Source organism: Azospirillum sp. A1-3, from assembly GCF_023806445.1.
Taxonomy (GTDB): Bacteria; Pseudomonadota; Alphaproteobacteria; order Azospirillales; family Azospirillaceae; genus Azospirillum.
Genome location: NZ_JAMSLU010000001.1, coordinates 2,231,189 through 2,250,329, shown reverse-complemented (window position 1 = coordinate 2,250,329; position 19,141 = coordinate 2,231,189). Strand labels below are relative to the sequence as shown.

At 67.3% G+C, this 19,141-nt stretch carries 25 protein-coding genes and 3 tRNA genes; 16 read left to right on the top strand and 12 right to left on the bottom strand.

Annotation, left to right across the window (positions count from 1 at the left end; translation table 11 throughout):
• Window positions 1–10: 10 nt before the first annotated feature.
• The 3 genes from M5E06_RS10840 to M5E06_RS10830 all read left to right on the top strand — a co-directional run bounded on the left by M5E06_RS10840 (window position 11) and on the right by M5E06_RS10830 (window position 2,972).
• Window positions 11–454 (top strand): (deoxy)nucleoside triphosphate pyrophosphohydrolase, encoded by a 444-nt coding sequence (locus M5E06_RS10840; protein WP_109152247.1) that lies wholly within the window; start codon window positions 11–13, stop codon window positions 452–454.
• A gap of 411 nt (window positions 455–865) precedes the next feature.
• Complete coding sequence (gene recQ, locus M5E06_RS10835; RefSeq protein ID WP_252138165.1) at window positions 866–2,794, top strand: DNA helicase RecQ; 1,929 nt, start codon at window positions 866–868, stop codon at window positions 2,792–2,794.
• 103 nt (window positions 2,795–2,897) lie between these two features.
• Window positions 2,898–2,972, top strand: a tRNA-Thr gene (locus tag M5E06_RS10830).
• Between the two features lie 97 nt (window positions 2,973–3,069).
• On the opposite strand, the gene M5E06_RS10825 is transcribed toward M5E06_RS10830, so the two are convergent.
• Window positions 3,070–4,062: a S1C family serine protease gene (locus M5E06_RS10825; RefSeq protein WP_252138164.1), complete on the bottom strand. Its 993-nt coding sequence runs from the start codon at window positions 4,060–4,062 to the stop codon at window positions 3,070–3,072.
• A gap of 643 nt (window positions 4,063–4,705) precedes the next feature.
• Between M5E06_RS10825 and M5E06_RS10820 the strand changes: the two genes are divergently transcribed.
• From M5E06_RS10820 to M5E06_RS10800, 5 genes are all read left to right on the top strand, one after another.
• Complete coding sequence (locus M5E06_RS10820; protein WP_252138163.1) at window positions 4,706–4,915, top strand: hypothetical protein; 210 nt, start codon at window positions 4,706–4,708, stop codon at window positions 4,913–4,915.
• A gap of 29 nt (window positions 4,916–4,944) precedes the next feature.
• Window positions 4,945–5,265, top strand: a complete 321-nt coding sequence (locus M5E06_RS10815; RefSeq protein ID WP_252138162.1) for a hypothetical protein — start codon at window positions 4,945–4,947, stop codon at window positions 5,263–5,265.
• Between the two features lie 21 nt (window positions 5,266–5,286).
• Window positions 5,287–5,709, top strand: coding sequence for a LysM peptidoglycan-binding domain-containing protein (locus tag M5E06_RS10810; protein WP_252138161.1), 423 nt, complete (start codon window positions 5,287–5,289; stop codon window positions 5,707–5,709).
• Between the two features lie 52 nt (window positions 5,710–5,761).
• Entirely contained in the window at window positions 5,762–6,232 is a 471-nt protein-coding gene (locus tag M5E06_RS10805) for a hypothetical protein (protein WP_252138160.1), read from the top strand.
• A 549-nt stretch (window positions 6,233–6,781) separates the two neighbouring features.
• Window positions 6,782–7,228, top strand: a complete 447-nt coding sequence (locus tag M5E06_RS10800; RefSeq protein ID WP_252138159.1) for a hypothetical protein — start codon at window positions 6,782–6,784, stop codon at window positions 7,226–7,228.
• Window positions 7,229–7,304: 76 nt separating this feature from the next.
• Here M5E06_RS10800 and map read toward each other — a convergent pair whose 3' ends face one another.
• Together map and sfsA are read right to left on the bottom strand one after the other, a co-directional pair.
• Complete coding sequence (gene map, locus M5E06_RS10795) at window positions 7,305–8,114, bottom strand: type I methionyl aminopeptidase (protein WP_252138158.1); 810 nt, start codon at window positions 8,112–8,114, stop codon at window positions 7,305–7,307.
• 56 nt (window positions 8,115–8,170) lie between these two features.
• Window positions 8,171–8,908: a DNA/RNA nuclease SfsA gene (sfsA, locus tag M5E06_RS10790; protein ID WP_252138541.1), complete on the bottom strand. Its 738-nt coding sequence runs from the start codon at window positions 8,906–8,908 to the stop codon at window positions 8,171–8,173.
• 66 nt (window positions 8,909–8,974) lie between these two features.
• Between sfsA and M5E06_RS10785 the strand changes: the two genes are divergently transcribed.
• Both M5E06_RS10785 and M5E06_RS10780 read left to right on the top strand, forming a co-directional pair.
• On the top strand, window positions 8,975–9,760 hold the full coding sequence (locus M5E06_RS10785; protein WP_252138157.1) for a competence/damage-inducible protein A: 786 nt from the start codon (window positions 8,975–8,977) through the stop codon (window positions 9,758–9,760).
• 117 nt (window positions 9,761–9,877) lie between these two features.
• Complete coding sequence (locus M5E06_RS10780; RefSeq protein WP_109152243.1) at window positions 9,878–10,123, top strand: hypothetical protein; 246 nt, start codon at window positions 9,878–9,880, stop codon at window positions 10,121–10,123.
• On the opposite strand, the gene M5E06_RS10775 is transcribed toward M5E06_RS10780, so the two are convergent.
• On the bottom strand, window positions 10,124–10,297 hold the full coding sequence (locus M5E06_RS10775) for a hypothetical protein (protein WP_252138156.1): 174 nt from the start codon (window positions 10,295–10,297) through the stop codon (window positions 10,124–10,126). It abuts the gene before it with no gap.
• A gap of 255 nt (window positions 10,298–10,552) precedes the next feature.
• On the opposite strand from M5E06_RS10775, the gene M5E06_RS10770 reads away from it, so the two are divergent.
• Window positions 10,553–10,637: transfer RNA gene (locus M5E06_RS10770), tRNA-Leu, on the top strand.
• A 109-nt stretch (window positions 10,638–10,746) separates the two neighbouring features.
• On the opposite strand, the gene M5E06_RS10765 is transcribed toward M5E06_RS10770, so the two are convergent.
• From M5E06_RS10765 to M5E06_RS10755, 3 genes are all read right to left on the bottom strand, one after another.
• Window positions 10,747–10,893 carry a hypothetical protein gene (locus tag M5E06_RS10765; RefSeq protein WP_252138155.1) on the bottom strand — a complete coding sequence of 49 codons (147 nt, stop codon included), beginning with the start codon at window positions 10,891–10,893 and terminating at the stop codon, window positions 10,747–10,749.
• 35 nt (window positions 10,894–10,928) lie between these two features.
• Window positions 10,929–11,147, bottom strand: a complete 219-nt coding sequence (locus M5E06_RS10760; RefSeq protein WP_109152241.1) for a hypothetical protein — start codon at window positions 11,145–11,147, stop codon at window positions 10,929–10,931.
• A 91-nt stretch (window positions 11,148–11,238) separates the two neighbouring features.
• Window positions 11,239–11,622, bottom strand: coding sequence for a rhodanese-like domain-containing protein (locus M5E06_RS10755; protein ID WP_252138154.1), 384 nt, complete (start codon window positions 11,620–11,622; stop codon window positions 11,239–11,241).
• Between the two features lie 148 nt (window positions 11,623–11,770).
• Here M5E06_RS10755 and M5E06_RS10750 point away from each other — a divergent pair, with 148 nt between their 5' ends.
• Window positions 11,771–12,124, top strand: coding sequence for a carboxymuconolactone decarboxylase family protein (locus M5E06_RS10750; protein WP_109152239.1), 354 nt, complete (start codon window positions 11,771–11,773; stop codon window positions 12,122–12,124).
• A 32-nt stretch (window positions 12,125–12,156) separates the two neighbouring features.
• On the opposite strand, the gene M5E06_RS10745 is transcribed toward M5E06_RS10750, so the two are convergent.
• Window positions 12,157–12,241 (bottom strand) — tRNA-Leu (locus M5E06_RS10745).
• A 217-nt stretch (window positions 12,242–12,458) separates the two neighbouring features.
• Between M5E06_RS10745 and M5E06_RS10740 the strand changes: the two genes are divergently transcribed.
• Together M5E06_RS10740 and M5E06_RS10735 are read left to right on the top strand one after the other, a co-directional pair.
• The gene (locus M5E06_RS10740) at window positions 12,459–12,995 is read left to right on the top strand and encodes a disulfide bond formation protein B (RefSeq protein ID WP_252138153.1); all 537 of its coding nucleotides are present in this window, start codon (window positions 12,459–12,461) and stop codon (window positions 12,993–12,995) included.
• Window positions 12,992–13,588: a demethoxyubiquinone hydroxylase family protein gene (locus M5E06_RS10735; RefSeq protein ID WP_199230905.1), complete on the top strand. Its 597-nt coding sequence runs from the start codon at window positions 12,992–12,994 to the stop codon at window positions 13,586–13,588. The genes M5E06_RS10740 and M5E06_RS10735 overlap by 4 nt, the downstream gene beginning before the upstream one ends.
• Window positions 13,589–13,634: 46 nt before the next feature.
• Here M5E06_RS10735 and M5E06_RS10730 read toward each other — a convergent pair whose 3' ends face one another.
• Window positions 13,635–14,198 carry an HNH endonuclease gene (locus tag M5E06_RS10730; protein ID WP_042688610.1) on the bottom strand — a complete coding sequence of 188 codons (564 nt, stop codon included), beginning with the start codon at window positions 14,196–14,198 and terminating at the stop codon, window positions 13,635–13,637.
• 418 nt (window positions 14,199–14,616) lie between these two features.
• Here M5E06_RS10730 and M5E06_RS10725 point away from each other — a divergent pair, with 418 nt between their 5' ends.
• Window positions 14,617–14,784, top strand: coding sequence for a hypothetical protein (locus tag M5E06_RS10725; RefSeq protein ID WP_014248815.1), 168 nt, complete (start codon window positions 14,617–14,619; stop codon window positions 14,782–14,784).
• Window positions 14,785–14,840: 56 nt separating this feature from the next.
• Entirely contained in the window at window positions 14,841–15,698 is an 858-nt protein-coding gene (gluQRS, locus tag M5E06_RS10720; protein ID WP_252138152.1) for a tRNA glutamyl-Q(34) synthetase GluQRS, read from the top strand.
• A 6-nt stretch (window positions 15,699–15,704) separates the two neighbouring features.
• Here gluQRS and M5E06_RS10715 read toward each other — a convergent pair whose 3' ends face one another.
• The 3 genes from M5E06_RS10715 to M5E06_RS10705 all read right to left on the bottom strand — a co-directional run bounded on the left by M5E06_RS10715 (window position 15,705) and on the right by M5E06_RS10705 (window position 19,139).
• Window positions 15,705–17,870, bottom strand: coding sequence for a phytoene desaturase family protein (locus M5E06_RS10715; protein WP_252138151.1), 2,166 nt, complete (start codon window positions 17,868–17,870; stop codon window positions 15,705–15,707).
• Window positions 17,871–18,163: 293 nt separating this feature from the next.
• Window positions 18,164–18,757 (bottom strand): recombination mediator RecR, encoded by a 594-nt coding sequence (gene recR, locus M5E06_RS10710; RefSeq protein WP_252138150.1) that lies wholly within the window; start codon window positions 18,755–18,757, stop codon window positions 18,164–18,166.
• A 58-nt stretch (window positions 18,758–18,815) separates the two neighbouring features.
• Entirely contained in the window at window positions 18,816–19,139 is a 324-nt protein-coding gene (locus M5E06_RS10705) for a YbaB/EbfC family nucleoid-associated protein (protein ID WP_085090301.1), read from the bottom strand.
• Window positions 19,140–19,141 lie beyond the last annotated feature (2 nt).

Here is a 19,141-nt window from a genome sequence, read left to right as displayed (position 1 = left end):
GAGTTGAGTGATGACCGCCTGTTTCGATCCCAGTTCCACCCCCGCCCGCGGCTCGCTGCCGGTGCTGATGGTGGTCGCAGTGGCGCTCGTCGATGCCGACGGGCGCGTGCTGCTGGCCCAGCGCCCGCCCGGCAAGTCGCTGGCGGGGCTGTGGGAATTCCCCGGCGGCAAGGTCGATGCCGGGGAAACGCCGGAGGCCGCGCTGGTGCGCGAGCTGAAGGAGGAGTTGGGCATCGACACGGCGGCGAGCTGCCTCGCGCCCTTCACCTTCGCCTCCCACAGCTACGAGAGCTTCCATCTGCTGATGCCGCTCTATGTCTGCCGGGTGTGGGAGGGTGACGTGATGCCGCAGGAGGGGCAGAGACTAGCCTGGGTCTACCCGAACCGGATGGGCGATTACCCGATGCCGCCGGCCGACGTGCCGCTGGTGGCGATGCTGCGGGATTTGCTGTAGCGGCCAATACCGCGCGTTGAAAATCGGGGCGTGCGGCTGTATATTTTTCGGAGGTGGCCGGCGGGTGCTGCTACACCCACCGGCACTCTCCCGGTGTTTAGCGACGGATCAGGCGGATTTCGATCCGCCATCGCCGCCACTGGAGCACCAGGAAGAAGGGCATTTTGCTCATGCCACCTTCCTCCTTCTGAAACGGCGGATGGCCAATCCATCCGCCGTTTTCAGTTTACACGCGGACGATGAGCGGGCGCTACTGTTTCACACCAATGTGTGGTGGCGCCGGGGCAGGTCCGACCTTTGTTCCCGGGCGTGTCCCTTTGCGGCTTTGCCCCGGGGGCGATCTGTGCCACATGATGGGGCGTTGAGACGACAAGCCGGATTTCCGGCACCACTTTCCTGAACCGCATCGGCGTGGATTCGTTGTTTTCCTACAGCAACCCGGGTGCGTCGGACGATGCCCTCGGTCAACGGCCGGCCACGGCGCTCGACGCGCTGCGGACGGTGTTCGGCTACGACTCCTTCCGCGGCCAGCAGGCCGACATCATCGACCATGTGGTGCGCGGCGGCGACGCGCTGGTGCTGATGCCGACCGGCGGCGGCAAGTCGCTGTGCTACCAGATCCCGGCGCTGGTGCGCGACGGCGTGACGGTGGTGGTCTCGCCGCTGATCGCCCTGATGCGCGATCAGGTGACGGCTCTGCGGGAATTGGGCGTGCGCGCGGCCTTCCTCAACTCCTCCCTCGGCCCGGCGGAGGCGCGGGAGGTGGAGCGGGCGATGGTGCAGGGCGAGATCGACCTCGTCTATGTCGCGCCGGAACGGCTGGTGACGCCGCGCTTCCTCGACCTGCTCGACCGCACCCGGCTGGCGCTGTTCGCGCTGGACGAGGCGCATTGCGTGTCGCAGTGGGGGCATGACTTCCGCCCCGAATATCTGCAGCTGTCGATCCTGCACGAACGCCACCCGATGGTGCCGCGCATAGCGCTGACCGCCACCGCCGACGTGCAGACCCGCGCCGAGATCAAGGACAAGCTGGGGCTGACCGACGCCCGCGTCTTCCTGTCCAGCTTCGACCGCCCCAACATCACCTACCGCGTGGTGCCGAAGAAGAGCGAGCGCCAGCAGATGCTGGCCTTCCTGCGCGAGAACCACCCGGAAGACGCCGGCATCATCTATTGCATGTCGCGCAACAAGGTTGAGGATGTCGCCGCCTGGCTGAACCAACAGGGCCGCGAGGCTCTGCCCTACCATGCCGGACTGCCCGCCGAGGTGCGCGAGGCCAACCAGGACCGCTTCATCAAGAGCGAAGGTCTGGTGATGGTCGCCACGGTGGCCTTCGGCATGGGGATCGACAAGCCGAACGTCCGCTTCGTCTGCCACCTCGACCCGCCCAAGAGCCTGGAAGCCTATTACCAGGAGACCGGCCGCGCCGGCCGCGACGGGCTGCCCGCCAACGCCTGGATGGCCTACGGCATGGCCGACGTGGTGATGCTGCGCCAGATGCTGGAGCAGTCGGAGGCCGGCGACAGCCACCGCCGGGTGGAGCGCGGCAAGCTGGAGGCTCTGCTGGGCTTCTGCGAGACATCGGACTGCCGCCGTCAGGTGCTGCTGAACTATTTCAACGAGACGCTGCCGGAGCCCTGCGGCAACTGCGACACCTGCCTGGACCCGGTCGAGACCTGGGACGGCACCATCGCCGCGCAGAAGGCGCTGTCGGCGGTCTACCGCACCGGCCAGCGCTATGGCGCCGGTCACCTGATCGACGTGCTGGTCGGCAACGCCACCGAAAAGGTGGTGCAGCAGAACCATGACCAACTGAAGACCTTCGCCGTTGGCAAGGATCTCACCAAGGTCGAATGGCAGTCGGTCTACCGCCAGTTGGTGGCGACCGGGCTGCTGACCGTCGATCTGGAAGGCTATGGCGGCTTCCGCCTGACCGATGCCGGGGTGGCCGTCATCAAGGGGCAGCGGGTGGTGAAGCTGCGCAAGGACCCGGTGCTGGAACGCCGCCGCGGCGTCCACGACGCGCTGCGCCGCCACACCGCGCGGGGCGGGTCGGTCGGCGGCGGATCGAGCGGCGAGGGCGTGTCGCGCTCCGGCGCCCGCGGTGCGCTGTCGGCTGCCGACGACGCGCTGTGGCATGCGCTGAAGGACTGCCGGACGGCGCTGGCCAAGGCGCAGAGCGTGCCGCCCTACGTGATCTTCCACGACAGCACACTGTTGGAGATGGTGGCCCAGCGCCCCCGCGACCACGCCGCCTTCGCCCATCTGCCGGGGGTGGGCGGCCGCAAGCTGGAACGCTACGCCGATGCCTTCCTGGAGGTGATCCGGCAGCATGGATGAGGCGTTCGGGTGCATGGCAGGCTTGAGGCGGAGCGGTCGAATTTTCCGAAATTCACTGCTTGCATCCCGCGGAGCACATCGCTATGTTCCGCGCCACAACGACGCCGCAGTAGCTCAGGGGTAGAGCAACTGATTCGTAATCAGTAGGTCCGGGGTTCAAATCCCTGTTGCGGCACCAGTTTCTTCAAGGGCTCGGCAAGCAATTGCCGGGCCCTTGATCGTTTCTGGTCTTGGATCCCGAAGTGGGTTGCTGACGGCGTCGCCCGGTGCCGCCGCTATGGAGAGAAGACCACCGGCGTGATCCGTACGGCCATGTCGAGAGCAACTCCGGAGCGGAGGATTCTCAGGACAGCGATGGTGCCTACGGTGGCGTCGTGGACGAGGGATTGCAGTTCCTCCGGCGAGGAGACCATGCGGCCATTGGCCTCGATGATGGCGTCTCCCGGCATTGCTCCGGCGCGGGCGGCGGGGGAACCGGGGACGACCTGCTGGACCACAAGGGCGCTGCCGCCGGGCACCACATAGAGCCCCAGTCCCGGACGGGCCGATCCGCGCTGCACGGTTCCGGATTCCGCAGGGAACCGCGAGCCGAAATCGGGTGCCGCAGCGACGGCGGTGTCGGCGCGCAACATCCGCGCGACCGTCGCATCGGCGATCTCCATCGGGATGGCAAAGCCCAGGGTCGAGCCGCCGGGTGCGGTTTGCACCGCCGCCGTGTTGATCCCGACGACTTCCCCGCGGCAGCTCAGCAATGGACCGCCGGAATTGCCGGGACGCAGCGGCACCGTTGTCTCCACCATTCCCATCATGTGGCGATCCGGTGCCGTGATGACCTCGCGGCCGAAGCCGTTGACGATGCCGGTGCTGATGGTGGTCCCTTGACCGAACGGATTGCCGATCGCCAGCACGGAGTCGCCCGGCTGCAGGCTGCCGGCCGGCGCACGCCGTGCTGCCGGGGGAAGGGGGCCGTCGACGGACAACAGCGCCAGATCCTGGTCGGGCGCACGGGCCACGATCCGGGCAGCGCGGTGCTCGCCGTCGGCCAGGGTGACGATGTGCCGGTCTCCGACCGTGGCAACATGGTCATTGGTGACGATGTGGCCATCGCTGTCCCAGATGACCCCCGTCCCGAACGCGGGCTGGCCGCTTGAGGTCCGGATGGTGATCTTCACCGCCGACGCCGCGCTGGTCGGCAACAGCTGGATGCCGGCCGGGCCGCATCCGGCGAAAACCGGTTCGAGCGTCAGTATGGAAAGGGCGATGGCCATCGCCAGTGCAGCAAGTCTTTGCATAGCGAGTACCTCCTTGGAAGCAGCCAAACAAAAACGATGCCAACTGGAGCCAGTGGCCGGAAAAAGAGAAAGCCTAGCGATACTGGTTGGATGTTGCTTTGCTCGATAACATCATAGTCCTTAGGCAATGCAGCCGGGCGGCAGGTTTTGCCGGGTGTCGGGACAAATATTCCCAGTCATCCCTAATTGGCCCGGTAGGCATTTTCTGCAAGGCACAGAGATTGAAGCGATCGGAGTAAAGCCGTTGAGGGCAAGTGTCAGGCAGCGGATACGATGGAATTGCCTCTAATTTTATGTGTCTGCCCTGTAATCAAAATGATGATTTTAGATTGTCCGAAAGCCATTCCCGAAAACCAAATATCGTGGAATAGTGCCTCTCATAAGTGGTCGCCCAAAAGGGGCAACCAATGATGAACGGCTAATAAGGAATTAACCAATGCGTACGCCAATCATTGTTGCCCTTTTCGTTTCTGCCGGCTTGGCCGGTTGTACGACCACGAACGGTTCGACCGTTGCCGGCGTCGCGGTTACTGCAACTCCGGTGGTTGCCACTCCGGTTATGGCTACCCCAGTCATGGCCACTCAAGTTATGGCTTCCCCGGTTGTGGCCAGCCCGGTCATGACCACTCCGGTCATGGCGTCCCCGGTCGTGTCGACCCCTGTGATGGCGGCCCCGGTTATGGCGGCCCCGGTCGTCTCCACCCCCGTCATGGCCACTCCGGTGGTTTCCGCACCCGTCATGGCGGCCCCGGTTATGGCAACCCCCGTCATCTCCACTCCCGTGATGGCCGCTCCGGTCGCCGGTTCGCCGGTCTACTACGTCCGTTGACCGCCCGGCGCTGCAGATAGGAGGCTGAGATGATGAAGGCACTCGCTTGTGCAACGTTGCTGGTGGCCGGTATGGCCGGCGCGGCTCAGGCTCAGGTCGTCTACTATGCGACCCCGGTGGTTGCGGCCACGCCCGTGGTCACAGTTCCCGTGATGGCGACCACGGTCGTTGCGCCGACCGCCATGATCGCCTCTCCGGTCGTTGCGGCTCCGGTGGTGAGCGCGCCCGTTATCGCCTCTCCGGTGGTTGCAGCCCCGGTGATGGCGGCGCCGGTCGTTGCCGCACCGGTTGTCGCAATGCCGACCTACATGGTTCCGACCTATGCCGCGCCGGTCTACCGGGTCCGCTAGGCTGGGTAAGGGAGGCATGTGATGCGCTTGTCCATATGGTCCGCTGCGGCATTGTCCGTCGTCGCTGTCGCTTCGTCCGCCCAGGCGCAGGTCGCCTATTACGGCACCCCCGTCGTTGCGGGAACGGTCGTACCGACGGCCGCGGTGACGGTTGGAACGGTGATGGCAACTCCGGTGGTCGCCGCACCGGTGATGGCGGCGCCAGTGGTCGCCGCGCCGATGGCGGTCGCTCCGGTGATGGCCGCTCCGGTGCTCGCTGCGCCGGTTGCCTATGCGGCCGGACCGGAGGTGCGCGGCTTCTATCAGGTGAAGCGGGGCGGACGGCTCGAAACGGTTGCCCGGAAGGTCGGTGTTTCGCTGGCCGATCTGGTCCGGCTGAACCCCTCGCTCGATCCGCAGGAACGGCTGGCGTCCGGCACCCTGGTCGCCCTGCCGGTGCCGTAAGGGCGGAGCTTCGCTGTTGCCGATGTTCGGGAATACCAATCTCCGTACCGGCTTGCGGACGGCCGGCAAGCTGGCGGTTGCGGCGGCGGTGCTGGTCACCGCCGCCTGCACCACCACCGGTGGCCAGCCGCCGGCAGGCGTCATCGAGCCGTCCTATGTCTTTATGATCGGCGCCAACAAAAGCGACGTGCTGGGCATGTTGGGTGCCCCGCAGACGGGACCTCGGTTCGACCGTTTCAGCAACCTGACCGAGGTGACGTATGTCTTCCCGTTCCGCGCGGTGCAGGCCGAATCCCGGCTGAAGGACGGAACGACCCGGGTCGAACTGGTCGACACCATTCACTTCTTCTTCAATCAGAAAAATCTGGTCGAGCGCATGGCGTTCCGAACCGACCGCTATTATCCGAGCTTCACCGATTTTCCCGTTCACAAGGTTACCGTGCTGCCCCGATTGATCGACCGCCAGGGACGGATCCATCCCGTCGCGGAGCATTCACCTTCCATGCTGCGGACAGCGGGCTGAGGCGCCATGGCGACGGGAACTGGAAGACGGCGCCGCGGCTCCCCCAACGCCCAGAGCGATGAGGCAAAAGCCTCCGCTCCGACCGAAGCGCAGAGCGACGCGGTGCAGGCGGAGGACGGCGGGAGCGGACAATCCGGTGCGGACGGACCGGAGACTCCGTCCGGAGACGACCGGCGCCGAAACGGATGGATAAGGTCCAGGCCGCGGTTGGCGGCCTTCGCCGCGGCCGGACTTGCGGCCGCCGGCTTGGTGGTTGTCGGGCTGGCGGTGGTGCTTCCGCAGCAACCGGCGTCCGGTGACATTGCCGCACTTTGGGGCCGGCTGTCCGCCGCCATAACTGCGAGCACGACGCCAACGGTCCCGGGAGAGCCGCCGCCGGCTGAGAAAGTGTCGTCAGAGGCCGCCCCGCAAAGCCCGGCGGCGAATGTCCAGGCCGCTAAGACACTAACGCCGCCGGAGCCTCCGGTTACGCAGACGGCTCCGGCGATGGCACCGATGCCGGAGGAGCCCCCGCCTGTTCCGCCGGCCGCGGTGCCGGTTGTACCCCCCATGCCGACAGCGCCAGCGGCAGCGCTGGCTGAACAGGGCCGGCAGCAGCTTCCGCCCCGTCTGGCCGCCGCCTCTCCAATTCCGCAACGGAAGCCGAAAGCGGCGCCGTCCGGGCAGACCGGCACGCCCATCATGGCGGCTCCGACCGTCGGGGTCGCCGCCGGGGCTGCGGTCGTGCTGACGGTTGGGCAATCCACCGTGGGAAGCACGTTGCGCGTTCTGGGACCGGGCTCGTCAGACCGGCTTTGGCCCGATCGCACGCGGGAAATCGCTTACCGTTTCGGCCGACACCGCGTCCTTGTGGAAGGCATGGCGGTCACCGGTGTCACGCTGTGGTTCGATCCCCAGGGGGTGCTGGCCGCCGCCCGAACCCTGGATCCGGCGCCCCATCTGATCGGGAACCCCGGCAGTGTGGCGGTCCTGCCGGCGACCATGGCCGGGTATTGAAGCTTGCTCATACGGAAACGGGCGCCGCATCCCCTGGACACGACGCCCGCCAATCACCCCGGATGACCCCTGGACGTCACTCCACCGGGTAAGGCGGCTTGGTGTAGCCCGCCGGCGACAGGGTGAAGATCTCCGCCCCGTCGGCCGTCACGCCGATGGAATGCTCGAACTGGGCGGACAGCGACTTGTCCTTGGTCACGGCGGTCCAGCCGTCGCCCAGGATCTTCACGTCGGGGCGGCCGGTGTTGATCATCGGCTCGATGGTGAAGATCATGCCTTCCTTCAACACCAGACCCTCGCCCGGCTTGCCGTAATGCAGGACCGACGGCGGCTCGTGGAAGACGCGGCCGACGCCGTGGCCGCAGAAATCGCGCACCACCGAGAAACGGTGGGACTCGGCGAAAGTCTGGATGGCGTGGCCGATATCGCCCAGCGTGGCGCCCGGCTTCACCGCGGCGATGCCGATCATCAGCGCGTCATAGGTGACGTCCACCAGCTTGCGCGCCTTCACGCCGACGTCGCCGCACAGATACATGCGGCTGCTGTCGCCGTACCAGCCGTCGACGATGGGCGTGACGTCGATGTTCAGGATGTCGCCGTCGACCAGCCGCTTGTCGCCGGGGATGCCGTGGCAGACGACGTGGTTGACCGAGATGCAGTTGGCGCGCGGGAAGCCGCGATAGCCCAGCGGGGCGGGGATGCCGCCATGGTCGCGGATGAACTGCTCCAGCAGGCGGTCAAGCTCGCCCGTGGTGACGCCCGGCTGCACATAGGGGACGATGTAGTCCAGTGCCAGCGCGGCCAGACGGCCGGCCTTGCGCATGCCTTCGAATCCCTCCGGACCATGAAGGCGGACGCGGTTGGATTCGACGTGATCCTGTTCCAAGACGAAAGCCCCTATGCCAAGTAACCAAAAGCCGGATGCCGAAGCCCGCCGCAGTCCTAAAGCCGGATCGGCAGCGGCCGGTCCAATTCAATCGATTCGGGCGTGATCGCGCAAGACCAACACAGCGCCTCCACTCCCGAATCCAGCGCGCGGCGCAGACCATCATGATACGCCGGATCGAGATCGGCCGCCGTGCGGAAATGGGAACAATCGCCGCGCTGGACAAGGTAGAGCATGACCGCGCGGCAGCCCTGGCCCACCATCGCCGCCATCTCCTCCAGATGCTTGGCGCCGCGGGCGGTGACGCAGTCGGGAAATTCGGCGGCGTCACCATACGGGCCGTCGGGGCGGCGGAGGTGGACGTTCTTGACCTCGACATAGACGGCAGGCCGGGGAGCGGACTTGGCCGGGTCGTCCTCCAGCAGCACGTCGATGCGGCTGTTGCGGCCGTACTTCACCTCGCGCCGCAGCCGGTCGTAGCCGGCCAGTTCCGGGATGGTGCCGGTCGCGATGGCGGCGGCGACCAGCGCGTTCGGGTGGCCGGTGTTGACGCCGACCAGCCCCTCACCCCAGGGGGCGGCGGCCTCCACCAGTTCCAGCGTGTAGGCCAGCTTGCGGTTCGGGTTGTCGGAGCGCGACAGCCAGACGGCGGAGCCGGGAAGGTCCAGCCCGATCATGCTGCCGGAATTGGGGACATGCGCCGTCACCTCCACCCCGTCCAACAGGATATCGGCGAGGAACCGCTTGTAGCGGCGGATCAGGCGGCCTTGAAGAAGGGGGGTGGGAAAGCGCATCTTGGCGGCGACGCTACCCTTGGCCTTCCCGCTCGACAAGAGCGTTCCACGGAGACCCCCGCCGCCATGACGTCTGAAGCCGCAGAAAACCCGGTTGCCGCAAATCCCACTGCCGCCGTCCTGGTGATCGGCAACGAGATCCTGTCGGGCCGGACCAAGGACGCCAATCTCGGCCACATTGCGGAGAAGCTGACGGAGATCGGCGTGCGGCTGCGCGAGGCCCGCGTGGTGCCGGACGTGGAGGAGGAGGTCGTCGCCGCGGTCAACGCGCTGCGCGCCCGCTACACCTATGTCTTCACCACCGGCGGCATCGGCCCGACCCACGACGACATCACCGCCGCCTGCGTCGCCAAGGCCTTCGGCGTGGCGCTGGAACGCAACCCGGAGGCGGTCGCCCGGCTGGAGCGCCATTACGCCGCCGGCCAGCTGAACGAGGCGCGGCTGCGCATGGCCAACGTCCCGGCCGGCGGCATCCTGATCGACAACCCGATCAGCCAGGCGCCGGGGTTCCAGATCGGCAACGTCTTCGTCATGGCCGGCGTGCCCAACATCATGCGGGCGATGCTGGACGGCATTTTGCCGCGGCTGGCCGGTGGGCCGGCGCTGCATGCCCGCACGGTGGCCTGCGAGCTGGCGGAGGGGGTGATCGCCGCCGAGCTGTCGGCTCTGCAGGACCGCCATCCGGCGTTGGAGATCGGCAGCTATCCTTACTTCCGCGCCGGCTTCTTCGGGGTCAGCCTGGTCCTGCGCGGCACCGACGAGCAGGAATTGGCGGCCGCGACCGACGAGCTGGCGGAGATCGTCCGCCGCCTGGGCGGTACGCCCACCGTCACGGTTGGTACGAAAGGGTAATCGGGCTATGACTCCGGTCCAAATGACGGTTATGTCGGCGGATCGATTGTCGAGGACCGTTTAGGGCCTACATTAACAAGCTGTCATCCAAATCAGGTTTGCCGCCGGAGCCCCGCCATGAAGAGCTTCGAGAAAGCAGCGCTGCTGTTTCTTCTCCGCCATCTGTTCGCCGGCATCGTCGGCGCCGTGGTGCTGGCGACCGGTCTCTTGTGGTTCGACGTCGCCAAGCTGGCGACGCTGATCGGCAACAGCGATTACGGCATCACCGCCACGGTGATGCTCTATGCCGGCCTGATGCTGACCTTCGGCAGCGTGTCGATGGGAATCGGCATCATGACGATGAACGAGGACACCCGTCCTTAATCAGAGGCCGAACGGTCCGAATCGGTTATAGACCCAGACCAGGGCGACGATCAGCGCCAGCCACAGCGCGGCATTGCGCAGCACGACTCCGCGGTTCCGGTGAAGGGCGGCCGGCACCACCAGGACCGCGACCATCAGCAGCGCCACCAGCGACATCCATTGCGTCTCGCTCACGCCGCCTCCCTCCCTATGCCGGCCCGGTCCCGGGCCTGTCTCCCAGTTGCGCTTCCTCCGATATGGGAATGCCTGCGGTTTTGCGAAGGCCTCTTGACCCGCAGCCCCGCGATTGTCTAAGTCATGACCACGGAACGGTGCGTTGCATATCGAAGTATGCAATCTGCGCGCGCGGCGCGGGACCGCTCCGTGGACGTGAGCTTTGCCGTACGGATCCGGTCGCATGGGCTGGATTGCGATGGCAGAGTCCGGGGCGCGGGCGTGGCGAAACCGGTAGACGCAAGGGACTTAAAATCCCTCACCCTTAGGTATGCGGGTTCGAGTCCCGCCGCCCGCACCATCTTGCCGAGCGATGGCTTTCCTGACCGATGTGGGAGCATCCCGACGGGCGTGGAGTGGTCGGGAACCCACCCAGGCCCCACCCATGCGGCTTCCGCACCGGCGATCGCTCAATGCCCCTCGACCGGGCCGCAGGTCCGACGGTGGGCCAGCAGGCAGTCTTCGGTCTTCGACTGCCGCATCAGGGCGTCCATCAACCAATAGCCCAGCATCAGGACGATCATGATGGCGATGGCGGCGCCGAGATTTGCGGCCATGCGAGGGCGATCGTCGTTCGGCGGCATGTCGGGCATCACGTCTTGCCCGGCTTCCGCTTGGTCCGACCGTTGGCCGCCTCGCCCTCCTTGCGCTGGAGGAACAGGCGGCCGGCCTGCATCGCGGCTGCACGGTTGATGTAGGTGCCGCAGTCGAAGCGCTGGCCGTTGAACATCACCGTCAGGGTGAAGCTCTGCGGGGCGACTTCATCGACAATGATCGAGGAAGGGGCAGTCGAGGGGGAGGCGGGCTTCATGCGGCGGTCTCTGCTTCTTGCCTGCGGCGTAAGGATTCATACGTCCCCGGCTACGCGCAAGGCCAGAAGCTTCGACGAGCCCGCCGCCCGATCAGCGTTCCACCTTTCCGCCGGCATTGGCCCAGGCGGCGAAGCCGCCGCGCAGGCGGTTGATGGTGCCGGTGTAGCCGGCGGCCATCATGCGCTCCGCCGCCGGGCCGCAGCGCATGCCGCCCTGGCAGTGGAAGACCAGATGCTTGTCCGAGTCGGTGGGCACGCGCGACGGGTCGAACCGCGACAGCGGGTTCAGGATCGCGCCCGGAATGTGGCCGGCGGCGTGCTCGTGCGGTTCGCGGACGTCGACGATCACCGCCTCGCCCTTGGACTGCCATTGGATCGCGGTCGCCGCGTCGATCTGCTGGATGCGGCCGGCGCCACCCTGTCCATCCGAGGGAGCGGCGGGAATCAGGCGGCGGAAAAGCGAGCACAGCGACATGGTTCGTGGTCCTTGCAAAGGGGAGAGGGGGCGGCCGCGGACGGGCCTTGACCCATAGATTAGTATATTCTAATTTATTGTCAATGAATGGCGGTGCCGCTCGGGCACAGATGGTTCGGCGGGCGCCTTTCGGGAACAGGAGACGACCATGCATAAGAACTGGCCGCAGATGACCGGCGAGCTGTCCGGCGCCATCCGCGAACTGCGCGGTGGTGCGCCCGACGTCATGAAGGCCTTTTCCGGAATGGCCCAGGCGGCGCTGAAGGCGAATGCGCTCGACACCAAGACCAAGGAGCTGATCGCGCTTGCCATTGCGGTGGCGATCCGCTGCGACGGCTGTGTCGCGTTCCATGCCGAAGCGGCGATGAAGCAGGGGGCGAGCCGCGACGAGGTGATGGAGACGATGGGGATGGCGGTCTATATGGGGGCCGGGCCGTCGGTGATGTATGCCGCCCAGGCGGTCGAGGCGTTCGACCAGTTCGCCGAAAAGGTGGCCGGCTGATCTGAAGCACGATCCCAAGTGAGGGGATCGGGTGGTGCGGGCGGTCGGACTCGAACCGACACTCCTTGCGGAACCGGATTTTGAGTCCGGCGCGTCTACCAATTTCACCACGCCCGCAGCGACGCCTCTTCTAACGCAACAGTCCGGAAACGGAAAGTGCAAAAGAACGGGGGCGTCCGGGCATCTCCGTCCGGACATCGCCAGGCGTCGGGGACGCCGCCGCGGTGCCGCTTATTCCCCGCACCGGCCGTGGCCCCTGCCATGCCGTCGCAGGGGCGGCGCGGGCATCGCGGACGGCTGGCCGAACGGCCCAGTACGCGCTACCTTGTCGGCCATGACGACCAAGCCCCTCCTGTCCCGTGTCTTCGACGATCCCCGCGTGGCCGCCCTGTTGCTGGCGCTGGCCAGCGCCGGGGTGCTGCTGTCGGCCCTGTTCTTCCAGTTCGTGCTGGATTACCAACCCTGCGTGCTGTGCATCCTGCAGCGCTGGCCCTATGTGGCGGTGATGGTGCTGGGGCTGGTGACCTGGCTGTTCCGCCGCTGGAAGGGGCTGGGCGACGCGCTGCTGGTGGTGAGCGGGCTGGCCCTGCTGGCCGGCGCCGGCATCGCCGCCTATCATGTCGGGGTGGAGCAGCATTGGTGGGCCGGTACCTCGTCCTGCGGCGGGTCGGCGCCGGCCAATTCGCTGGAGGCGTTGCGCGCCCAGGTGTTGGCCGCCCCGGTCACCCGCTGTGACGAAGTGGCGTGGTCGCTGTTCGGGATCTCAATGGCGGGCTACAACGTGGTGATCTCGCTGGCGCTGGCGGCCTACGCCTTCGTCGCGGCGCGCATCGCCTACACCCGCACCCCGGTGTCGAGGACCGCATTGTGAGTGAAACGACGTCTGCCTCCGCTGTTTCCCGCCCCGATACAAGTCGCGGTTCGTTGCCCGGTTCGATGCCCGGCGATTTGCCGCGGCGCGAGCGGCTGGCCCGCATCGTCCGGGTCGACCATGCCGGCGAGTACGGCGCCAAGCGCATCTATGAGGGCCAGATCGCCGTCATGGGCAAGGGGCGCCACGGCAAGACCCTGCGCCACATGGCGGAGCAGGAGCTGGTCCATCTGGAATATTTCGAAAAGCAGCTGAACCGGCGCCGGGTGCGGCCGACCTTGCTGCAGCCCCTGTGGCACGTCACCGGCTTCCTGCTGGGCGCCGGCACCGCGATCCTGGGCGAACGCGCGGCGATGGCCTGCACCGTCGCGGTGGAAGAGGTGATCGAGGAGCATTACGAGGCGCAGCTGAAGCATCTCGGCCCGGAGGAGCAGGAGCTGACCGACAGCATCCGCAAGTTCCAGGCGGAAGAGGTCGAGCACCGCGACATCGGGCTGCAGAACGAGGCGGAGCGCGCGGCGGGCTATCCGATCCTGTCGGCGGCGATCAAGGCCGGCACCCGGGCGGTGATCTGGGTGGCCGAGAGGGTGTAACGGCCGGGTGCAGGGGGCGACACCGTCCCCCCATCCGCACCGCGCGCTACATCGGGTCCAGTTCCGAGTCCCAGTAAAGAAAATCCCGCCAACTTTCATGGAGGAAGTTTGGCGGGAAGGCGCGTCCGTTCTCTTGCAGCTCGTAGGCACTGGGCTGGAAGGGCGGACTGAGGGGGATCATGCCGCAGACGTGGGGAAGGCGGTCGCCCTTCGCCAGATTGCAGGCCGAACAAGATGTGATGACGTTTTCCCACGTCGTCCGACCGCCGCGCGACCGCGGGATCACATGGTCGAAGGTCAGGTCGTGGGTGGGGAAGGGGCGGCCGCAATACTGGCAGGTGAAGCGGTCGCGCAGGAAGACGTTGAAGCGGGTGAAGGCCGGGCGGCGCGTGGCCGGGATGAACTCTTTCAGCGAGATGACGCTGGGCAACCGGACTTCGAAACTTGGGGATCGGACGACCCGGTCATAGTGCGATACGATGTTGACCCGTTCGAGAAAGACCGCCTTGACCGCTTCCTGCCAGGACCATAGCGACAAGGGGAAGTAACTGAGCGGGCGGAAATCCGCGTTCAGCACCAGAGCCGGACAGTGATCGGGTGGTGGAGCCAATGGCCACTCCCTTATCTGAAACCGTTGTCTGACGTGTCTGGATCCCGGCACGCGACACTGGTGCGGCTTGTGCGCGGGGTCGTCTCTGCTCCGCCCCGGCGGCCGGATGGCGATCCGGGACAACCAAATACATAGTGGATCAGGGGGCCGGACTCAACATCTTGACCGGGTGCGGCCGAATTTCTTCACCGATGTGTAACCTTTTTTGCGCTGTGGACATGCCCGGAAAGGCGGCAGACGGCCATCCGGACCTTCGCGCGGGGGCTGTGACATCGACAATGACATCGGCAGAAAGTCCGGCCGCCTCCCTTGTGCGCTTACCGCTCGTTAACCATGACGCCGCCATGGTGGGTCTCGTTGATCCAAGCTGATCCCGCCGGTCCGAACCGGCCGGAAGCGACCCCGAGGAAAGTCCGCCATGACCGCCGTCATCATCGACCTCGCCCAGAAGCGCCGTGAACGCGAGGAGCGTGAGCGCCAGATCCGCATCGACGCGTTCGATCGCGAGCTGCGCCGCCGTCTGGCGCTGTATCTGGAAGGCGAAGAGATCCCGGTCGAGCCGATCCGCGACAATCCTTATATTTGACGCCTGCCCTTTACATCCCGCGCCCGGTCCGGCGCGCGATCCGCTATAAAGCGGGGATGAGCGATCTCGTCACCCGCTTCGCCCCCAGCCCCACCGGGCACCTGCATCTGGGCCATGCCCATTCCGCGCTGTTCGGCTGGACCACCGCCCGCAGCGCTCCCCGCAGTGCCGCCGCCCGCTTCCTGTTGCGGATCGAGGACATCGATCCCAACCGCTGCCGCCCCGAGTACGAGCGCGACCTGATCGAGGATCTGGCGTGGCTCGGCCTCGACTGGGACGGCCCGATCCGGCGCCAGTCCGACCATTTCGACGATTTCCGCGCAGCGCTGGCCCGGCTCGAATCGCTGGGCGTGCTCTATCCCTGTTTCTGCACCCGCAAGGACATCGCCGCCGAGATCGCGCGGGCCGGTGCGGCGCCTCATGGACCGGATGGGCCGCTTTATCCCGGCACCTGCCGGCATCGCTCCGCCGACGAGCGGGCGGAGCGGATCGCGCGCGGCGACAGTTGGGCGCTGCGACTCGACGTGGAGGCCGCCCGGCGGCTGACCGGGCCGCTGCGCTGGCACGACCGGGCGCGGGGCTGGCAGGATGCGACGCCGGAACTGCTGGGCGACGTGGTGCTGGCGCGCAAGGACACGCCGACCAGCTACCATCTCAGCGTCACCGTCGACGACCATCTGCAGGGCGTGACGCTGGTCACCCGCGGCGAGGACCTGTTCTTCGCCACCCACCTGCACCGGCTGCTGCAGGCGCTTCTGGGCTACGATCCGCCGGACTATCACCATCACGGCCTGCTGCGGAACGCGGCGGGCGAGCGGCTGGCCAAGCGCGACCGCGCCCAGTCCCTGCGCTCGCTCCGCGACGAGGGCCGCAGCCCGGCCGAGGTGCGGGCGTTGGCGGGGTTTCCGGAATAGGACGACTCAGCCCATCTGGGCCACCGGCAGGGCGGGGGAGCGGACGGCCCGCCCGGCGGTGCCGCGCAGGGCCTCCGGTGTCAGGCTTTCTTTGCCCAGCAGGGCCTCGGCCGCCAGCCGTCCGGAGATGACGCAGGCCTCGACGCCGGGACCGGGGAAGACGCCGGCGCCGGTCAGGCACAGGCCGGGGATTGGGCTGCGGCGGGTCAGCCGTTGCTGGTCGGGGGCGATGCCGTAGATGCTACCGGCGCTGGTGTGGGCATAGCGGGCGAAGGTGGCGGCGCTGGCCTCCTGCCGGGTGATGATGTGGCGTTCAAGATCGGGGATCAGGCGGGCGGCGGCAGCGACCATCGCATCGCCCTCCGCCCGCTTGCGTGCCTTGTAGGCGGGATCGGCGCGGTTCCAGCCGGCATCGGCCGGGGCCAGCCGCAGCAGGGTCACCGCGGCATGGCCGGCGGGGGCAAGGCTGCGGTCGTGGATGGAGGGGACGGCGATCGCCATGCCGAACCCTGCTTCATCGGACGGCAGGAAGGTCATCGCCGGCAGGTCGGGGACGATGTCCAGCCCCAGCGTGACCATGAAGGCGGAGGTCGAGGGACGCAGCGCCGCGCAACGGGCGGCGTAGGCGGCCGGGAGATGCTCCGCCCCGACCAGTTCCAGCATGGTCCGCCGCACGTCGGCGTTGGAGACCACGGCGGGGGCGCGGATGATGCGGCCATCGGCAGTCTCGACGCCGGCGGCGCGGCCGTTCTCGATCAGGATGCGGCTGACGGGGGTGCGCAGGCGGACTTCGCCGCCATCGGCACGAATCGACTGGGCCAGCGCGTCGGCCAGCGCCTGCGACCCGCCGGCGGGATAACGGCCGCCGGAGAACCAGTAACCGAAGATCGGCGCCATCTGGCCGACGGTCAGCAGATCCGCCCGGTCGCTGAGATAGCCGGTCAGAACGGTCAGCAGGCGCTGGCCGGCCGGGTCGGGAATGTAATGGTCCAGCATCTCCTGGAAGGGGCGGCCCATCCAGCGCATGGAATGCGGGCAGTCGGTCGCATAGCGGCGCATCGCCGCCACCGAATCGGGGATGTTGGGCAGGCCGCGGTCGGCGCAGCCGCGGAACATCTCGTCATAGATTGCCCGCATCTCCGTCAGGAAGGCGGCGGCACCGGCGGCGCTGGGCGGGTGGTCGGCGGCGATCTGGGTTGCCAGTCCGTCGGCATCACTGGCCAGTTGGAGCAACCTGCCGTTCATCACCACGCCCCGGTTCACCGGTTGCCAGTCCACCCGGTCGTGGACGCCGAGCGTGCGCAGCAGATGATCGACCGGGCCGCCGGGCTGGGCGCCGCTGATGTCGTGGACACCGGCATCGAAGAGGTAGCGGAACGGCTCGGCACCCGGTTCGCGGTGGTTGCGCGCCTTGACCGTCCAACTGGTGCAGAAGCCGCCGGGGCGGTCATGCGCCTCCAGAACCGTGACCCGCGCGCCGGCCCGCGCCAGCAGCGCCGCCGCCGTCAGTCCGCCGATGCCGGACCCGACCACCACCACGTCGCGCTCGTTCGGAGCGGTGCGCTTGCGGTTCAGGATCGCCGGGGCCGGCCAGGGGTGCGGGTCGGACTCGGCCAGCCGGCGGCGTATCCCCATGGTGACCAGCCAGTTCGGCAGCAGCCGGTTGCCGATCATGCCAAGTGCGCTGGCGCCGATGGAGACCGGAGCCTCCCAGCCGGGCAGGGCGGCGAAGCCGAGGCCGCCGACCAGGAACAGCACGCCCCAGACCGCCGTCATCAGCCGATTGACGGCAACGAACTGCGGCAGGTGCCAGAACTCACGCGGCCAGTCGTCGCGGGCATATTGCAGGGTGAAGGGGCTGCCGATGGCGATGCTGCCGAAGGCCATGGCCGACAGCGCAAGATGGATCGCGAAGCCGAGATTGTGCACCGGCCAGTCCCAGCCCAGCGGCGCGCAGAGCGGCAGGGCGACGAAGAAAGCGGCGGCGACCAGCTCCGGCGCCTTGTAGGAACCGCGCAGTTTGTCGAGGACGCAGAGGGCGAGGCTGGCCGTTAGCGCTGTGAGGGAGGCCGGTAGTAGTCCGGCAAGCGGCAGGAGGGCGCCGAACAACAGCCAGGGGGAGAAGCCCAGCAGGATGCGGAGGATGACGGGGAGTTTGGCGGGCTTGCGCATCGGGAAGGTGCCTTCGCGGGAGTTGGGTTGCGAAGGACCATTGGCGGCATGCGGGTGTACGTGCCAGCGTGGGTGCGTGGGAGGTGGGCGTGGCTTCGTGAACTGCGGCGTACGGCAGTTCGCGATGCGTGAGGTGCGGGGGCGTACGTGGTGCGTACGTGTGCCCCCTCCCTCCCACGGCTTCGCCGCGGGTCCCTCCCTCCCCCGCCTTCGGCAGTGGAGGGTAAGATTGCGGCAGTCCCCTCTCCCACCGAAGGTGGGGGAGGGTTAGGGAGGGGGCCGCGTGGCCGGAGCTACAACGGCCGCCGTGCCTTCAATGCCGCGGTGAGCGTGCCGTCGTCGAGATAGTCCAGCTCGCCACCCACTGGAACGCCGTGGGCGAGGCGGGAGACCGACACGTCGGAGTCGTTCAGGCGGTCGGTCACCACATGGGCGGTGGTCTGGCCGTCGACGGTGGCGTTCAGCGCCAGGATGATCTCGTGCACCGCCGGGTCCTTGGCGCGTTCGGCGAGGCCGGCGATGTTCAGGTCGTCAGGGCCGACACCCTGCAGGGCCGACAGCAGGCCGCCCAGCACATGGTAGGTGCCGCGGAAGGCGCGGGTGCGTTCCAGTGCCCACAGGTCGCCGGCATCCTCCACCACGCAGATGACCGAACGGTCGCGGGTGGGGTCGGAGCAGACGGTGCAGGGATCGCGGCTGTCCAGGTTGCCGCAGATGGAGCAGGCGCGGATCGATTCGCCGGCCGCCGCCATCGCCTCCGACAGGGGAACCAGCAGGCTGTCCCGCCGCTTCATCAGATGCAGTGCCGCCCGCCGCGCCGACCGGGGACCGAGTCCCGGCAGCTTGGACAGCAACTGGATCAGGCGTTCGATTTCAGGTCCGATCATCGATGTGCAAATCCCCTCTCCCCTCCGGGGAGAGGGGATTTTCACAGATACCGTAGGATCAGAACGGCAGCTTCATGCCGGGCGGGAGCTTCAGGCCGCCCATCATCTTCGAGGTTTCCTCGGCGACGTGCTGTTCGACCTTCTTCTTGGCGTCGTTGAAGGCGGCGACGATCAGGTCCTCCAGCACCTCGACGTCCTCGGGATCGACGACGGACTTGTCGAGCTTGACCTTCTTCATCTCGCTCTTGCCGTTGACGGTCACGACGACCATGCCGGCGGCGCTCTGGCCGGTCACTTCGACCTGCTCCAGGCTCGCCTGCATTTCCTGCATCTTGGCCTGCATCTGCTGGGCCTGCTTCATCATGTTGCCGATATTCTTCATCG

Bases quoted from the DNA above. Each gene is read 5' to 3' on its own strand.
- M5E06_RS10840 (WP_109152247.1), top strand. From the start codon at position 11: ATGACCGCCTGTTTCGATCCCAGTTCCACCCCCGCCCGCGGCTCGCTG.
- M5E06_RS10825 (WP_252138164.1), bottom strand. From the start codon at position 4,062: ATGGCCATCGCCCTTTCCATACTGACGCTCGAACCGGTTTTCGCCGGA.
- M5E06_RS10820 (WP_252138163.1), top strand. From the start codon at position 4,706: ATGACCACTCCGGTCATGGCGTCCCCGGTCGTGTCGACCCCTGTGATG.
- M5E06_RS10815 (WP_252138162.1), top strand. From the start codon at position 4,945: ATGATGAAGGCACTCGCTTGTGCAACGTTGCTGGTGGCCGGTATGGCC.
- M5E06_RS10810 (WP_252138161.1), top strand. From the start codon at position 5,287: ATGCGCTTGTCCATATGGTCCGCTGCGGCATTGTCCGTCGTCGCTGTC.
- M5E06_RS10800 (WP_252138159.1), top strand. From the start codon at position 6,782: ATGCCGACAGCGCCAGCGGCAGCGCTGGCTGAACAGGGCCGGCAGCAG.
- sfsA (WP_252138541.1), bottom strand. From the start codon at position 8,908: ATGCGCTTTCCCACCCCCCTTCTTCAAGGCCGCCTGATCCGCCGCTAC.
- M5E06_RS10785 (WP_252138157.1), top strand. From the start codon at position 8,975: ATGACGTCTGAAGCCGCAGAAAACCCGGTTGCCGCAAATCCCACTGCC.
- M5E06_RS10780 (WP_109152243.1), top strand. From the start codon at position 9,878: ATGAAGAGCTTCGAGAAAGCAGCGCTGCTGTTTCTTCTCCGCCATCTG.
- M5E06_RS10765 (WP_252138155.1), bottom strand. From the start codon at position 10,893: ATGGCCGCAAATCTCGGCGCCGCCATCGCCATCATGATCGTCCTGATG.
- M5E06_RS10760 (WP_109152241.1), bottom strand. From the start codon at position 11,147: ATGAAGCCCGCCTCCCCCTCGACTGCCCCTTCCTCGATCATTGTCGAT.
- M5E06_RS10755 (WP_252138154.1), bottom strand. From the start codon at position 11,622: ATGTCGCTGTGCTCGCTTTTCCGCCGCCTGATTCCCGCCGCTCCCTCG.
- M5E06_RS10750 (WP_109152239.1), top strand. From the start codon at position 11,771: ATGCATAAGAACTGGCCGCAGATGACCGGCGAGCTGTCCGGCGCCATC.
- M5E06_RS10740 (WP_252138153.1), top strand. From the start codon at position 12,459: ATGACGACCAAGCCCCTCCTGTCCCGTGTCTTCGACGATCCCCGCGTG.
- M5E06_RS10725 (WP_014248815.1), top strand. From the start codon at position 14,617: ATGACCGCCGTCATCATCGACCTCGCCCAGAAGCGCCGTGAACGCGAG.
- gluQRS (WP_252138152.1), top strand. From the start codon at position 14,841: ATGAGCGATCTCGTCACCCGCTTCGCCCCCAGCCCCACCGGGCACCTG.
- M5E06_RS10715 (WP_252138151.1), bottom strand. From the start codon at position 17,870: ATGCGCAAGCCCGCCAAACTCCCCGTCATCCTCCGCATCCTGCTGGGC.
- recR (WP_252138150.1), bottom strand. From the start codon at position 18,757: ATGATCGGACCTGAAATCGAACGCCTGATCCAGTTGCTGTCCAAGCTG.
- M5E06_RS10705 (WP_085090301.1), bottom strand. From the start codon at position 19,139: ATGAAGAATATCGGCAACATGATGAAGCAGGCCCAGCAGATGCAGGCC.